Source organism: Streptomyces sp. TAA040, assembly GCF_000424845.1.
The window spans coordinates 212,124-226,609 of the sequence record NZ_KE384254.1 but is presented as its reverse complement, the minus strand read 5'-3'; the positions used below and the strand labels follow the sequence as shown (position 1 = coordinate 226,609).

The 14,486-nt window shown below is 73.0% G+C and carries 12 protein-coding genes; 2 read left to right on the top strand and 10 right to left on the bottom strand.

All coding sequences use genetic code 11. From position 1 onward, the window contains the following. Positions 1-98 precede the first annotated feature (98 nt). From H300_RS28805 to H300_RS0122805, 6 genes are all read right to left on the bottom strand, one after another. Positions 99-953, bottom strand: a complete 855-nt coding sequence (locus H300_RS28805; RefSeq protein WP_037981594.1) for a shikimate dehydrogenase — start codon at positions 951-953, stop codon at positions 99-101. Further along, entirely contained in the window at positions 950-2,809 is a 1,860-nt protein-coding gene (gene mltG / locus H300_RS0122825) for an endolytic transglycosylase MltG (RefSeq protein WP_028429225.1), read from the bottom strand. The genes H300_RS28805 and mltG overlap by 4 nt, the downstream gene beginning before the upstream one ends. A 90-nt stretch (positions 2,810-2,899) precedes the next feature. Then, on the bottom strand, positions 2,900-3,364 hold the full coding sequence (gene ruvX / locus H300_RS0122820) for a Holliday junction resolvase RuvX (protein ID WP_028429224.1): 465 nt from the start codon (positions 3,362-3,364) through the stop codon (positions 2,900-2,902). Next, entirely contained in the window at positions 3,364-6,036 is a 2,673-nt protein-coding gene (alaS, locus tag H300_RS0122815) for an alanine--tRNA ligase (protein WP_028429223.1), read from the bottom strand. Before alaS ends, ruvX begins: the two co-directional genes overlap by 1 nt. After that, entirely contained in the window at positions 6,036-6,395 is a 360-nt protein-coding gene (locus H300_RS0122810; RefSeq protein ID WP_028429222.1) for a DUF6167 family protein, read from the bottom strand. Before H300_RS0122810 ends, alaS begins: the two co-directional genes overlap by 1 nt. A gap of 7 nt (positions 6,396-6,402) precedes the next feature. Beyond that, a complete protein-coding gene (locus H300_RS0122805) occupies positions 6,403-6,837 on the bottom strand; it encodes a DUF948 domain-containing protein (protein ID WP_028429221.1) in 435 nt (144 codons plus the stop codon). Between the two features lie 293 nt (positions 6,838-7,130). Between H300_RS0122805 and H300_RS28800 the strand changes: the two genes are divergently transcribed. Continuing rightward, positions 7,131-9,440 carry an AAA family ATPase gene (locus H300_RS28800; protein WP_051270298.1) on the top strand — a complete coding sequence of 770 codons (2,310 nt, stop codon included), beginning with the start codon at positions 7,131-7,133 and terminating at the stop codon, positions 9,438-9,440. 40 nt (positions 9,441-9,480) lie between these two features. On the opposite strand, the gene rpsD is transcribed toward H300_RS28800, so the two are convergent. After that, entirely contained in the window at positions 9,481-10,092 is a 612-nt protein-coding gene (gene rpsD, locus H300_RS0122795; protein WP_028429220.1) for a 30S ribosomal protein S4, read from the bottom strand. 122 nt (positions 10,093-10,214) lie between these two features. Here rpsD and H300_RS0122790 point away from each other — a divergent pair, with 122 nt between their 5' ends. Continuing rightward, positions 10,215-10,991: a DUF2470 domain-containing protein gene (locus H300_RS0122790; protein WP_486584014.1), complete on the top strand. Its 777-nt coding sequence runs from the start codon at positions 10,215-10,217 to the stop codon at positions 10,989-10,991. 53 nt (positions 10,992-11,044) lie between these two features. On the opposite strand, the gene H300_RS0122785 is transcribed toward H300_RS0122790, so the two are convergent. The 3 genes from H300_RS0122785 to hisS all read right to left on the bottom strand — a co-directional run bounded on the left by H300_RS0122785 (position 11,045) and on the right by hisS (position 14,486). After that, entirely contained in the window at positions 11,045-12,409 is a 1,365-nt protein-coding gene (locus H300_RS0122785) for a replication-associated recombination protein A (protein WP_028429218.1), read from the bottom strand. 99 nt (positions 12,410-12,508) lie between these two features. Further along, complete coding sequence (locus H300_RS0122780) at positions 12,509-13,159, bottom strand: vitamin K epoxide reductase family protein (RefSeq protein ID WP_028429217.1); 651 nt, start codon at positions 13,157-13,159, stop codon at positions 12,509-12,511. A 67-nt stretch (positions 13,160-13,226) separates the two neighbouring features. Then, on the bottom strand, positions 13,227-14,486 hold the full coding sequence (gene hisS, locus H300_RS0122775) for a histidine--tRNA ligase (RefSeq protein ID WP_028429216.1): 1,260 nt from the start codon (positions 14,484-14,486) through the stop codon (positions 13,227-13,229).

The window sequence follows — 14,486 nt, the reverse complement described above, 5'->3', positions numbered from 1 at the left end:
GCCCTCCCGATCCTGCCACGTTCGCAGCCGGGGCCCGGACCACGGTCCAGCAGGCGGACCGGGACGCGGACGGCCGGGGCCGGGACAGCGCGGACGGGTCAGTTCCGGCGGGCCGCCGGGCCGGTGCGCTCGCGCAGGGCGGCCTCGCCCGCGGCGCGCATCGCCGCCAGCGGCGCCGGTGACCGACCCGTCATCAGCTCGACCTGCAGCACGGCCTGGTGCACGAGCAGGTCGAGACCTCCCAGCACCTCGCCCCCGCGCCGCGCCCAGGCCGCGGCCAGGGGCGTCGGCCACGGGTCGTACAGGACGTCGAAGAGCACACCGGGGCGCTCGGGCACCCCTGCCGCCAGCGCGTCGGTCGCACCGGCCGGGGTAGTGGCGACGACCAGCGGGGCCTCCAGGGCCGCGGCGGCCCGGGACCAGTCGACGGTCTCCACCTCGACGCCGAGGCTGCCGCCCCAGCCGCGCATCTCCTCCGCGCGCCGAGAGCTGCGTACGCAGGCGGTCACCGGTCCGGCGCCCAGCCGGGCGAGCGCGGCGAGCACCGACGCGGCGGTGGCGCCGGCGCCGAGCACCGTGGCCGGGCCGGCCCGCTCGACGCCGCGCTCGGCCAGGGCGGCGACAAGGCCGGGGACGTCGGTGTTGTCTCCGGTCAGCCGACCTTCGGGGGTACGCAGCACGGTGTTCACCGCCCCCACCGACACGGCGGTCGGCCACACCTCGTCCAGCAGCGGGACGACGGCGCGTTTGAGCGGCATGGTCAACGAGAGGCCGGCCCAGCTCGCGTCCAGACCGGAGAGGAAGGCGGAGAGGCCGCTCTCGTCCAGTTCGAAGCGCTCGTAGCTCCAGTTGTCCAGTCCGAGTTCCCGGTGGGCGGCACCGTGCAGCACCGGCGAGAGGGAGTGCGTGACGGGGGAACCGAGCACCGCCGCCCGTCGGGCCCCGGTGGTCACTCGCCCTCCTCGCGCTTCTTGCGCTGCTCGGCGTTGAAGTCCTGCACGTGCCGGTTGTGCTCCTCGATGTTCGAACTGAACCGGGTGTCACCGGGTTTGACGGTGACGAAGTACAGCCAGTCGCCCTCGGTCGGGTTCAGCGCGGCCTCGATGGCCTGGTGGCCCGGGTTGTCGATCGGGCCGGGCGGCAGACCGCGGTTCTGGTACGTGTTGTAGGGCGAGTCGATCTTCGTGTCGCCCACCGAGACGTCCAGTGTCGAGCGGCCGAGCGCGTAGTTGACGGTGGAGTCGAACCCGAGCTTGCCGTTCGTCGGGCTGTTCGCACCGGCGTCCAGGCGGTTGTAAACCACCTGCGAGACCTTGCCGAACTCGCTGTCCTCCTGGGCCTCCGCCTGGATGAGCGAGGCGATGGTGAGCACCTCGTAGGGGGTGCGGTCGATCTTGGCCGCCTCCGCCTCCATGTCCACCTTCGCGAACTCCTCGTTGGCCCGCTCCACCATCTTCCTGAGCACCTCCGCGGGGTCGGAGTCCTCGGTGACGCTGTACTTCGACGGGAACAGGAAACCCTCGATGCCGCCCTCCCCCGCCCAGTCGGGCAGCGGCAGGTCGGCGGAGTCGGCCGCCGCCTCGGTGGTGCCCTCCTCGGAGCCGGTCTCCTCGTCGATCAGCGCGTAGACGGCGGAGGCCCGCAGCCCCTCGGGGACGATCAGGCCCGCCTGGCTCTGCGGATCGAGCATCATCGCGATCGCGGCCTGCGCGGACATCTCCTCACGGAGGTTGTAGCTGCCCGCCTGGATGGTCTGGGCGCTGTTCCCGTCCTCCTGCGACGCCTGGACGAAGGCGTCGTGGCTCTTGACCACCCCCGCCTTCTTCAAGATGTTGCCCATGTCGGAGACCGAGGAGTTCTGCGGGATCTCCACCTGGATCTCACCGCTGCCCTCCCCCGCGAAGTCCGGGGCGTCCGCGAAGCGGGCGGCGAAGTAGTCGTAGCCGAGGTAGAGGACACCGCCGCCGCCGCCCACCAGCACGGTGGCGACGAGCAGGCAGGCCAGCCCGTTCTTCCGCTTGCCGCCACCCTTGCGGGGCTTGCGGCCGCCGCGGCGCCCGCCGTCGCGTCCGTCGTCACCGGAGACGTCCCGGTCGTCGGACCGGCCTGTCCAGTCGTCCTCGTCCGCACCGCTGAAGAACGCGTGCTCCCCCTGGTCCGGTCCCGGGTCCCACTCGGGGTCGGGTTCCGGTTCGCGCTCCTGCGGCCGGCGCTGCTCGCGGCGCGGCGGCGGGTAGGCGTCCGGCGTGCCGTAGGGGTCGTCCCGGCCCTGCGTTCCCTGCGGCGCCGCATAGGAGTCCGGGGGCAGTTGCTCGCCGTAGGGGTCCCCGACGCCGGTCGGGCCACCGTCCCAGCCCGGCTGCCCGTAGCCGCCCTGCTGCGGGTAGTGCTGCTCGTACTGCTGCGGGTGGGGGTGCTGCTGCGGGTCGTACCCCTGCGGGTGCCGGGGGTCGTACTGCTGCGGATGCTGCGGGTCGTGCCCCTGGGGCCCGTACTGCTGCTGAGGGTCCTGCGGCCCCGGATGCTGGTACTGCTGGGCGTCCTGCGGGTAGTACGGCTGCTGCGGCTGCTGGTACGCCCCGGCGCCCTGCGGCGCGTACGGCTGCTGCCCGCCCTGCTGGTAGGGGTCGTGCTGCGCCTGCGGGGAGTACTGCTGCTGCGCCGAGCCGTCCTGCGGGTAGTACTGCTGCTGGCTGCCGTCCTGCGGGTCCCGACCGGCCTGCTGCCGCTCGTTCCACCCCTGGTCGCCGTACAGCGGGTCCTCGGGATACCACGGTTGGGAGCCTCGGCCCCGGCCATACTCGCTCATCGATCCCCTATGCCGCGCCCGGACGCGCTGCCCCTTGTCGTACGGCGTTCGAAACGTTCTCGCGTCGCGCGGAACGTTACCGCACTGCGATCAGACAACCACTTCGACACACTGCCCCGGCGGCGCGCCGGACACCCGTTCGGTCTCCAGGGCGCTCTGCAGGATCACCACCGCCGCCGCCTGGTCAATACGTGCCCGACCCTTCCTGGCGTTCACGCCGGAGGCACGCATCGACTGCGCCGCGGTCACCGTACTCATCCGCTCGTCCACCAGGCGCACCGGGACCGGCGCGACCGCCGCAGCCAGCCGGGCGGCGAAGGTGCGCACCTTCGCCGCAGCCGGCCCCTCCCGCCCGTTGAGCGAGCGGGGCAGGCCGACGACCACCTCCAGCGGCTCGTATGCGGCGACGAGTGCGGTCAGCCGACGGCGCGCGGCGGGAAGGTCGCGGCCGGGGACGGTCTCCACCGGAGTGGCGAGGAGCCCGTCGGGGTCGCTGCTCGCGACCCCGATCCGGGCGTCCCCGACGTCGACCGCGAGGCGGCGTCCGCGGCGCATCATGCGGCGCTCTCCGCCACCAGTCGTTCGACGGCGGCCAGGGCGTCCTCGACGGCGGCCGGGTCCTGGCCGCCGCCCTGGGCCACGTCCGGCTTGCCGCCTCCGCCGCCGCCCAGCGTCTTCGCCGCGGCCCTGACCAGGTCGCCCGCCCTGAGGCCGCGTTCCCTGGCGGCCTCGTTGGTGGCGATCACGGTGAGCGGGCGCTCCTTGACCACGCTGAACAGCGCCACCACCGCGGGGCGGTCCCCGGGGACCCGGCTGCGCACGTCCAGGACGAGCGTGCGCAGGTCGTCGGCCGCGGTGCCGTCCGGCACCCGGGCGGCGGCCAGCGCGACACCGCGGACGTCCTTGGCCTCCCGGGCCAGACCTCCGGCGGCCTGGAGCACCTTCTCCGCACGGAAGCGCTCGATCTCCTTCTCGGCCTCCTTGAGCTTCGCCAGCATGCCGGACACCTTCTCCGGCAGCTCCTCCGGCCGCCCCTTGACCAGTTCGGTCAGCTGGGCGACGACGGTGTGCTCCTTGGCCAGGAAGTTGTACGCATCGGTGCCGACCAGGGCCTCCACCCGACGGACCCCGGAGCCGATGGAGGACTCTCCGAGCAGCTTCACCAGGCCGAGCTGCGCGGTGTTGTGCACGTGGGTGCCGCCGCAGAGCTCCTTGGAGAAGTCGCCGATCGTCACGACGCGGACCCGGTCGCCGTACTTCTCGCCGAACTCGGCGATGGCTCCCTGCTTGCGGGCGTCCTCCATGCTCATGACCTCGGCCTGCACGTCCAGCTCCCGGCCGAGGACCTCGTTGATCTTCTGCTCGACGTCGCCGAGCACGCTTCCGGGCACCGCGGCCGGGGAGCCGAAGTCGAACCGGAACCGGCCCGGCGAGTTCTCCGAGCCGGCCTGCGCGGCGGTGGGGCCCAGGGCATCCCGCAGTGCCTGGTGCGTCAGGTGCGTGGCGCTGTGCGCGCGGGCGATGGCACGGCGGCGGTCGACGTCGATGGTGGAGTGCGCCCCGGCCCCGACGGTCACCTCACCCACCTGGACGACGCCCTTGTGCACGGTCACACCGGCGACCGGCTGCTGGACGTCCCGGACCTCGATAGCGGCTCCGCTGTCCAGCCTGATGCGGCCGGTGTCGGCGAGCTGGCCGCCGCCCTCGGCGTAGAACGGCGTGCGGTCGAGCACCACCTCGACCTCGTCGCCCTCCTGGGCGGCGGGCGAGCTGACTCCGCCGACGAGGAGTCCGACGATCGAGGCCTCGCCCTCGGTGTGCGCGTAGCCGGTGAACTCGGTCGTGCCGGCGGTGTCCGCGACCTGGCGGTAGGCCGACAGGTCGGCGTGGCCGGTCTTCTTGGCGCGGGCGTCGGCCTTGGCCCGGTCGCGCTGCTCGCGCATCAGGCGCCGGAAGCCGTCCTCGTCCACCCGGAGGCCCTGTTCGGCGGCCATCTCCAGGGTGAGGTCGATCGGGAAGCCCCAGGTGTCGTGGAGCAGGAAGGCCTGGCCCCCGGAGAGGACCGTGCCGCCGGCGGACTTGGTCTCGCTGACGGCGGAGTCCAGGATGTTCGTCCCGGCCCGCAGCGTCTTCAGGAAGGCCAGCTCCTCTGCCAGCGCGACCGTCTCGATGCGGGTGCGGTCGGTGAGCAGCTCGGGGTACTGCCGGCCCATGGTCGTGAGCACCACGTCGACCAGCTCGCCCACCACGGGCTCGGTGGCGCCGAGCAGCCGCATGTTCCGGATGGCCCGGCGCATGATGCGGCGCAGGACGTAGCCACGGCCCTCGTTGCCGGGAGTGACGCCGTCACCGATGAGCATCACCGAGGTGCGCAGGTGGTCGGCGACCACCCGGAGCGAGACGTCGGTGTCCTCGGTGGCGCCGTAGTGGACGCCGGTGAGCCGGGTGGCCCGGTCCATCACGACGCGCAGGGTGTCGGTCTCGTACATGTTCCGGACGCCCTGGAGGATCATCGCGAGGCGTTCCAGGCCGAGGCCGGTGTCGATGTTCTGGCTCGGCAGGTCGCCGAGGATCGGGAAGCTGTCCTTGCCCGTGCCCTCGCCGCGCTCGTACTGCATGAAGACCAGGTTCCAGATCTCCACGTACCGCTCGTCGTTGACGGCAGGACCGCCCTCGGGCCCGAACTCCGGGCCGCGGTCGTAGTTGACCTCCGAGCAGGGGCCGCAGGGGCCCGGGACGCCCATCGACCAGTAGTTGTCGGCCATGCCGAGACGCTGGATCCGCTCGGCGGGCACGCCGACCACGTCGCGCCAGATCCGCTCGGCCTCCTCGTCCTGCTCGTAGACGGTGATCCACAGGCGCTCGGGGTCGAGGCCGTAGCCGCCGGCCGCCACGGAGGAGGTCAGCAGCTCCCAGGCCAGCTCGATGGCGCCCTGCTTGAAGTAGTCGCCGAAGGAGAAGTTGCCGCACATCTGGAAGAAGGTCCCGTGCCGGGTGGTCTTGCCGACCTCCTCGATGTCCGGGGTGCGGACGCACTTCTGCACGCTGGTGGCGCGGGCGTAGGGAGGCTTGACCTCGCCGAGGAAGTACGGCTTGAACGGGACCATGCCGGCCGGGACCAGCAGCAGCGTCGGGTCGTCCGCGATCAGCGACGCCGACGGCACGACGGTGTGCCCACGCTCCTCGAAGAAGCTCAGCCAGCGGCGGCGGATTTCAGCCGACTCCATCAGTGGTCCTCGTTTCCGGTCGTTCGGTGGTGCGGGCCGAGTTCGGCCCGGCGGTGCTGCTGCGGCCCGGCGGGGAAGGCCGCCGGGCCGGTGCCGCCCGGGCGCAGCGCGGCGGGTGCGGCGTCGTCCGGGTGGGCGTGCAGACCCAGCGCGTCCTGGAGTTCGTCCTCCCGCTGCGCCATCGCGGAGCGGACCTCGCCGGCGAGTTCGCGCAGTCGGTGCCCGGTGTCGACGGCCCGGTCCGCCGCGCGGGCGGCCAGGGACTCCGGGGTGAGCGCGCGGAGCTTGCGGTTGACCTTGTGGGTGGCCCAGACGCCGGTGGCGGCGCCCGCTCCGAACCAGAAGACTCGACGGAACATTGCGGCATCAGTCCTTTCCGCGGTCGCGCCGCCCGCCGCGGCGGGCCCGCGGCACAGAGCGGCCGAGCACGACGGTGCGGCGGGGGGTCGGCGGCGTGGACCGGCGGCCCAGTGCCCGGCGCACCCCGTACCCGAAGGCCGCGACCTTGACGAGGGGGCCGCCGAACGCGGTGGAGACGGTGGACGAGAGCGCCGAGGCGTTCGAGGCGACCTCCTGGACGTCCGACGCGATGGCGTCGACCCGTTCCAGCTGGCTCTGCGCGGAACGCACCGTCGCCGAGGCCTCGCCCAACAGGGGTACGGCCTTCTCGGTCACTCCCGCCACCAGATCGGTGGCGGCCCTGAGCGTCTGGGCCAGTCTCACCAGCACCACGGCGAGGAAGGACACCAGGATCGCCCAGAAGACGGCCACCAGGAGGCCGGCCACCTCTCCACCGGACACAGCGCACCGCTTCCGTCACATCGGTTGGTCTTGGGAAGTACTCACTCGGGCAGTACCCGGAACGCCGCTCGGCATCCCCGGCCGCCGCGCCGGTTCCCGGAAACGCGCCGCTCCCGGTGCGCCGACGGACAACGACCTTATCGCGCCACCGGTGCTGTCCCGTAACGGATTGCCGGGGCGGGGCCGTCTGCGCGTCCGGCGAAGGCGACCGGCCCCGTGCACCACCGGCGCGGAGGACGGTGGCGCACGGACGGTTGTACGGTGCGCGCACCGGTCAGTACGCTCCGTGTCCCATGCGAGAGCGCAGGCGCCACGACGCCCTTCCCCGACCGGACCGCCCGGACAACCTCCCCGCGGAACTCGACACGTTCGTAGGACGCGGCGCCGAACTGGAGGCGCTGGACCGCTGCCTGACCGGCGCCCGGCTGGTGACCGTCACCGGCGCCGCGGGGATCGGCAAGAGCCGGCTGGCCCGGCACACCGCCCGGCGCGTCCGTGCGCGCTTCCCGGACGGAGTGCGGCTGGTGGAGGCGGGGCTCCTCACTGCCGACGGCGTGCTCGACCTCGCCGCGGCCGAGGCGGTGGGGCTCCCCGACGCGGGCGGACGCCCGGTCCGCGCCGTGCTGCGCGAGCGGTTAGCCGGGCGGCGCACGCTACTGGTCCTGGACGGTTTCGAGCACCTCGTGGAGGAGGCCGCGGAACTGGTCCACGACCTGCTCAGGGCGGCACCGGAGCTGCGGGTGCTGGCCACCGGCCGGCGTCCGCTCGGCGTACCGGGAGAGCACACCGTCCCTCTCGCACCGCTCGGCACCGCCGTCCGCACCGGCAGCGGGACCGGTCCGGCGTCGGCCGGGGTCGCCGCGGACCACGAGGACGGTGCGGCGGAGCTGTTCGCGGCCCGCGCCGCCGCCGTCGTGCCCTCGTTCACGGTCGGCCCGGAGAACCGGGAGCAGGTGCGGCGGCTCTGCCGCCGGCTGGAGGGCATCCCGCTGGCACTGGAGTTGGCGGCGGGGCAGTTGCGTGCGCTGTCGGTCGACCAGTTGCTGGAACGGACGGACGACCGGTTCCGGCTGCTCGTCGGCGGCCCGCGGCAGGCACCGTCCCGGCACCGCGCGCTGCGCACCGCCGTCGGCTGGAGCCACGAGCTGTGCTCCGGTCCGGAGCGCCTGCTGTGGGCCCGGCTCTCGGTGTTCGCCGGCAACTTCGACCTGGAGGCGGCGGAGTACGTCTGCTCCGGCTCCGAGCTTCCGGCGGAGGAGCTGTTCGACGTGCTGGCCGCCCTCGTCGGGCAGTCGGTGCTCCTCCGGGAGGAGGGGGCGCGGGGCGTCCGCTACCGGATGCTGGACACGCTCCGGGACTACGGCCGCGGCTGGCTCGACGCGCTCGGCGACACCGGGCGGATGCGCCGGCGGCACCGCGACTGGTACGTCGGTCTGGCCACCTGGTGCGAGTCGGACTGGTTCAGTTCCCGGCAGGAGCAGGTCAAGGAGAAGGTGGAGGAGGAGCTGCCGCAGCTGCGCGCCGCACTGGGGTTCAGCCTGGAGGACCCGGTGGACACGCACCTCGGGCAGCACCTGGCGGGCACCCTGTGGTTCTACTGGGTGGGCTGCGGCCAGCTCGCCGAGGGCCGCCACTGGCTGGAGCGGGCGCTCGACCAGCCCTGCGACCATGTGGAGTCCCGGTTGAAGGCACTGTGGGTGACCGGCTACACCTCGGTGCTCCAGGGTGATGTGGCGGGCGCCGTGGCCGCGCTCCGGGAGTGCCGGGAGGGCGCGAACCTGACCGGCAACGCCCTGGCCGCCGCCTACGCCGGGCACCGGATCGGATGCCTGGCGCTGCTCTCCGACGACCTGCCGCGCGCCGAGCGGATGTTCCGCCGGGCCCTGGCGGAGTACCGCGCGGTCGGGGAGCTCAACAGCAACGTCCTGATGGGCCAGGTGGAGCTGGCCATGGCGCTGGCGCACAAGGGCGACCTGGCGGGTGCCGAGACGCTCTGCGAGGAGGTCAGGGCGATCTGCGGGGATCACGGGGAGCGCTGGACCCTGGCCTACGCCCTGCACGTGCTGGGCTTCGCCGCCCTGAGCCGCGGGGACGTGCTCCGGGCCAGGGGCCTGCTCACCGAGTGCCTGGTCATCAACCACGCCTTCCACGACCTGCTGGGGCTGGCGCTGGGGCTGGAGCTGCTGGCGCTGGTCACCGCGACGGACGGACGGCCGTCCGAGGCGGCGGTGCTCCAGGGGGCGGCCGGGGCCGTCTGGCCGCTGGTCGGCCCGAAGCTGTTCGGCTCCCGGTACTTCTCGGCCCCGCACCTGCGGTGCGCGGAACTGGCGCGGAGCGCGCTCGGCGAGTCGGAGTACGCGCGGCTGCTGCGGGTGGGCGGGAGGCTGGACCTCGACGCGGCGGTACGCAGGGCCGTCGCCGTGCCGCCCGGCCGAAGCCGCCGGTCGGCCGCGGCGGCCGCCCGTGAGGAAGCGGCGTCCGCGCTGCCGGAGGGGGCGGACCGGCTCGACCCGGCACCGTGCGGTTCGGACCAGGCGGCCACCGGGCACCCCGGAAACACCCCTGCCCCACCGGCCGTGCGGCGCGGTGAGGCAGGGGACTGACTCGCTCGATCGGTCCGGCCGCTACGGGCGGCCGGCCGGATCAGCGGGCGTAGTACTCGACGACGAGCTGCTCGTCGCAGATGACCGGAACCTCTTTGCGGTTCGGGTCGCGGTCCAGGCGGAACGCCAGCGCCGGGAGGTTGACCTCCAGGTAGCGCGGGGTCTCGCCGTCCGTGTCGTAGCCACCCTCGCGGGCCACCTGGAAGGGGTGCTTGCTGCGGCTGCGCTCGCGGACCATGACGACGTCGTCCGGGCTCACCCGGAAGGACGGCTTGTCGACCTTCCGACCGTTGACGTCGATGTGACCGTGGACCACCATCTGGCGGGCCTGGTAGATCGTGCGGGCGATTCCCGACCGCAGGACGAGCGCGTCCAGACGGCGCTCAAGCTCGATGATCAGGGCCTCGCCCGTCTTGCCGTCGACCTTCCGAGCGCGGTCGTAGGCACGGGCCATCTGCTTCTCGCTGATGTCGTACTGCGCCCGCAGGCGCTGCTTCTCCAGCAGACGGACCTTGTAGTCACTGTTCTGCTTGCGGCCCCGGCCGTGCTCACCCGGCGGGTAGGGGCGCTGCTCGAAGTACTTGACGGCCTTCGGGGTCAGCGCGATGCCGAGCGCACGCGACTTCTTGACCTTGGGACGCGACTGGTTCACGTGGAACGAACCTCCATGTAGGTTAGGTTAGGTTTACCTTAGCGGAGGAGAAACGCATGTTTCGACCTGGGATCCCCCTGCCCAGCACCGATCACGATGCCGGGACGGGTCAGCCGCGTCCCATGGAAGAAGACCCGCGACAGCCCACGGCTGCCGAGCGGGTGCGCACCCTCGTGGAGTCCAGCGTATCCGCAACCCTGGGAATTCCGGGAATCGGGCCCGGGGAGCCCGGTTGCGGGGTGCCGGAGTCGAGAACCGTGAACGCCGACGGAGACGTGGTCGTGCTGGTCCCGGCGAACTCTCCGGCCGCTCGCACCGCAGCATACGCCCAGCACGACGACGTCCGCGCGGTGATGGAGATCACCGACGTCGCCCCCGTCTCGGTCCCGCACCGCATCCGGGGACGGGCCCAGGTAGCCGGCTGGCTCACCCCGGTCCGCGGCGGCGACCGCACCGGCAGCGCCCGGCTGCTCACCGTTCGGGTCCCCGGCGGCCCCGACCCGACCGGCCCCGGGTGGATGATGCTCCGCCTGGAGGTGGCGGAGGCACACGTCGAAGACCTCTGGGGCACCGAGCAGGTGGAGCCCGAGGACTTCTCCGCGGCCGAGCCCGACCCGCTCGCCCCGCACGAGGCCGAACTGCTCCAGCACCTGGCCGCCGCCCACGGCGACCAGGTGCAGCGGCTGCGCGCGCTGCTCGGGCACGGGGAGACGGCACACTGCCCGGGCGCCCGTCGCGCCGTCCCGCTGGCCCTGGACAGGCACGGACTCCGTATCCGCTACTGCGGCACGTCCGGGGGCTTCGACGTGCGCTTCGAGTTCCCCGAACCCGTCCGCGACGTCGCCGAACTCCGCCTGGCGATGCACCGGCTCTTCGAGGCGGCGGAGGAAGGCCGCTGACCCCGGCAGGGGCGGGCCGCGGGGCAGGGGCGCACGGCCGGGGCGCACCTGCCTCAACCGCTCTCCGGGGACTCCCCGCGCAGCCGGCCGCGTACGCGTTCGACGACGTCGGCGTAGCGGGCCTCCGCGCCGTACCGGGTCGGGTGGTAGTACTCCTTGCCGTGCACCTCGTCGGGCGCGTACTGCTGCGCCGCGATACCGCCCGGCACGTCGTGCGGATAGCGGTACCCCTCGCCGTGGCCGAGCTTCTTCGCCCCGGGGTAGTGGCCGTCGCGCAGGTGGCCCGGCACCGGCCCGGCCAGACCCGCCCTGACGTCGGCGAGCGCCGCGTCGATCGCCAGGTAGGCGGCGTTGGACTTGGGTGCCAGCGCGAGCGCGACGGTGGCCTGCCCGAGAGTGATCCTGGCCTCCGGGAAGCCGATCATGGCGACCGCCTGGGCCGCCGTCACCGCCGTCTGCAACGCGCTGGGATCGGCCAGGCCGATGTCCTCGCTCGCCGAGATCATCAGCCTGCGGGCGATGAACCGCGGGTCCTCGCCCGCCTCGATCATCCGGGCGAGGTAGTGCAGCGCCGCGTCCACGTCCGAGCCGCGGATGGACTTGATCAGGGCGCTGGAGACGTCGTAGTGCTGGTCGCCGTCCCGGTCGTACGTCACCGCGGCGCGGTCGACGGCCTCCTCCAGGGTCCGGAGCGTGACGCTGCTCTCGCCCTTGGCCATGGCCGCCCCGGCCCCGGCCTCCAGGGCCGTCAGCGCCCGCCGGGCGTCGCCGCCGGCTATCCGCAGCAGGTGGCCCTCGGAGTCCTCCGGAAGGGAGACGGCGTCCGCCAGTCCGCGCTCGTCGGACACCGCGCGGCGAAGCAGGCCGCGCAGGTCCTCCTCGGTGAGCGGTTCCAGGGTGAGCAGCAGCGAGCGGGAGAGTAGTGGCGAAATGACCGAGAAGTACGGGTTCTCGGTGGTCGCGGCGATGAGGGTGACCCACCGGTTCTCCACCGCGGGCAGCAGCGAGTCCTGCTGCGCCTTGCTGAAGCGGTGGATCTCGTCCAGGAAGAGGACGGTGTCCTTGCCGTACGCGCCGGAGGAGCGCCGGGCGCCCTCGATGACGGCACGGACCTCCTTGACGCCGGCGGTGATCGCGGAGAGCTCGACGAAGCGGGCGTCCGTGGCCCGGCTGACCACGTGCGCCAGGGTCGTCTTGCCGGTGCCCGGCGGGCCCCAGAGGATCACCGAGGAGGAGCCGGCGGGCCCGCCACCGCCCTCGCCGACCAGGCGCCGGAGCGGAGCCCCGGGGCGCAGGAGATGCTGCTGCCCCACGACGTCGTCGAGCGAGCGGGGGCGCATCCGGGCGGCGAGCGGGCTGGCGGACGGATCGGCCTCCCGGCGGTCCTCGGCAGCGGCAGTGAACAGATCGGGTTCCACGCCCGAAACCCTAGTCGACCCCACCGACAACCCGCGGCGGCCCGGACGGTGCCCGGCGCGGCAGCGCGGCCTGCTGCGGCCCTCCGCCGGGCTCCGGTGTCAGCTCACCCAGAAGTCCCACCAGCGGGTGAGGACCAGCATGCCCATGATGCCGACATGCACCACCGGCAGCACCCAGTGGAACTCCAGCAGCGCGCCGCGCAGCCCCCCGGGAGCCGGCAGCAACCGGTGCCGGACGTTGTGCACGAGGGTGTACCAGAACATCAACGCCGTGGCCACCCACGCCAGGCTGCACCAGAGGCAGAGCGCGTTGATCTCGTAGAGCGACTGGTACATCAGCCAGGTGCAGAAACCGACTCCGAAAAGGGTGCCGGCCTGGAGGCCGAGCCAGAACCAGCGCCGGTGCCGGGCACCGGACAGCGCGGCGACCCCGATGGACACGACCACCGCGTAGGTCACCAGCCCGAGCATCGGGTTCGGGAAACCGAAGACCGCGGCCTGGTCGCTCTCCATGATGTTCTCGCAGGAGACCACCGGATTCAGGCTGCACCCCGGGGTGAAGACGGTGCCGTCGACCTCCGCCTGGAGCAGCCTGAACTTGTCGAGGGTGATCACCCAGGCGGACAGCAGTCCGGCCGCACCGGTGACGACCAGCAGCCACGCGAAGGCGCGCCCGGCGGCGACGGCACCTCCCGGAGGCGGATCCTGCCGGTCGGTGCCGGCCGTTTCGGTGGGTGCCGTCGTCGTCATGGCGTGTGTCGTCCTGTCGTCAGGGGGCTGGCCTCATTGTGCCTCACCCGCCTCAACGAGAAGGGGGTCAGCCGAGTTTCGCCACCAGCTCGGCCACCGCCGCGTCGAGCGCGACGGCGGCCTGCTGGCCGGTGCCCAGATCCTTCACCTGCACGAGGCCCTCGGCGAGGTCGCGCTCCCCCGCCACCAGCGCATAGCGGGCGCCGGAACGGTTGGCGGACTTCATGGCGTTCTTCATGCCCTTGCCGCCGTGTGCGAAGTCGGCGGCGACCCCCTGCCGGCGCAGTGCGGTGACGATGCCGAACAGCGCGCGCCTGGCCTCCTCGCCGACGGGGACGGCGAAGACGTCCGTGCCGGCGGCGGGCGCGGGCGCGACGCCCTCCGCGCGCAGCGCGAGGACCGTGCGGTCGACACCCAGGGCCCACCCGACGGAGGGCAGCGCCGGACCGCCGATCATCTCCGAGAGCCCGTCGTACCGGCCGCCGCCGCCCACCGCGGACTGCGAGCCCAGGCCGTCGTGGACGAACTCGAAGGTGGTGCGGGTGTAGTAGTCCAGACCGCGGACCAGGCGCGGGTCGTCCTCGAAGTCCACCTCGGCCGCCGTCAGCAGCGCACGGACCTGCTCGTGGTACTCCCGGCACTCGGCGCACAGGTGGTCGCGCATCATCGGCGCGTCGGCGAGCTGCTGCTGGACGGCCTCACGCTTGTCGTCGAGCACCCGCAGCGGGTTGATCCCGATCCGGGCCCGCGTCTCCTCGTCCAGGTCGAGGCCGCACAGGAAGTCCTGGAGCGCGGCCCGGTAGTCCGGGCGGCAGCGGGCGTCCCCGAGCGAGTTCAGCAGCAGACGGAAGCCGCGCAGCCCGAGCGAGCGGTAGGCGTCGACGGCGAGGATGATCAGCTCGGCGTCGAGCGCCGGGTCCTCGGCGCCCAGCGCCTCCGCGCCGACCTGCGAGAAGTGCCGGTAGCGGCCGGCCTGCGGGCGTTCGTAGCGGTAGTACGAGCCGGAGTACCAGAGCTTGACCGGCAGCGCTCCGCGGTGCAGGTTCGCCTGGAGCGCCGCCCGCAGTACCGAGGCGGTGCCCTCGGGGCGCAGCGCCAGGCGGTCGCCGCCCTTGGTGGTGAGGGTGTACATCTCCTTGGTCACGATGTCGGTGGACTCGCCGACGCCGCGGGCGAAGAGTTCTGCCTGCTCGAACCCCGGTGTCTCGACGTAGCCGTAGCCGGCGCGGCGCAGCGGCGCGGAGAGCGCCTCGCGGACCGCGAGGAAGTCCGCCGACTCGGGCGGGAGCAGATCGTAGGTGCCCCGGGGGGCGGAAAAGGTGCTCAC

Bases quoted from the DNA above. Each gene is read 5' to 3' on its own strand.
- mltG (WP_028429225.1), bottom strand. From the start codon at position 2,809: ATGAGCGAGTATGGCCGGGGCCGAGGCTCCCAACCGTGGTATCCCGAG.
- ruvX (WP_028429224.1), bottom strand. From the start codon at position 3,364: ATGCGCCGCGGACGCCGCCTCGCGGTCGACGTCGGGGACGCCCGGATC.
- alaS (WP_028429223.1), bottom strand. From the start codon at position 6,036: ATGGAGTCGGCTGAAATCCGCCGCCGCTGGCTGAGCTTCTTCGAGGAG.
- H300_RS0122810 (WP_028429222.1), bottom strand. From the start codon at position 6,395: ATGTTCCGTCGAGTCTTCTGGTTCGGAGCGGGCGCCGCCACCGGCGTC.
- H300_RS28800 (WP_051270298.1), top strand. From the start codon at position 7,131: ATGCGAGAGCGCAGGCGCCACGACGCCCTTCCCCGACCGGACCGCCCG.
- H300_RS0122790 (WP_486584014.1), top strand. From the start codon at position 10,215: ATGGAAGAAGACCCGCGACAGCCCACGGCTGCCGAGCGGGTGCGCACC.
- H300_RS0122780 (WP_028429217.1), bottom strand. From the start codon at position 13,159: ATGACGACGACGGCACCCACCGAAACGGCCGGCACCGACCGGCAGGAT.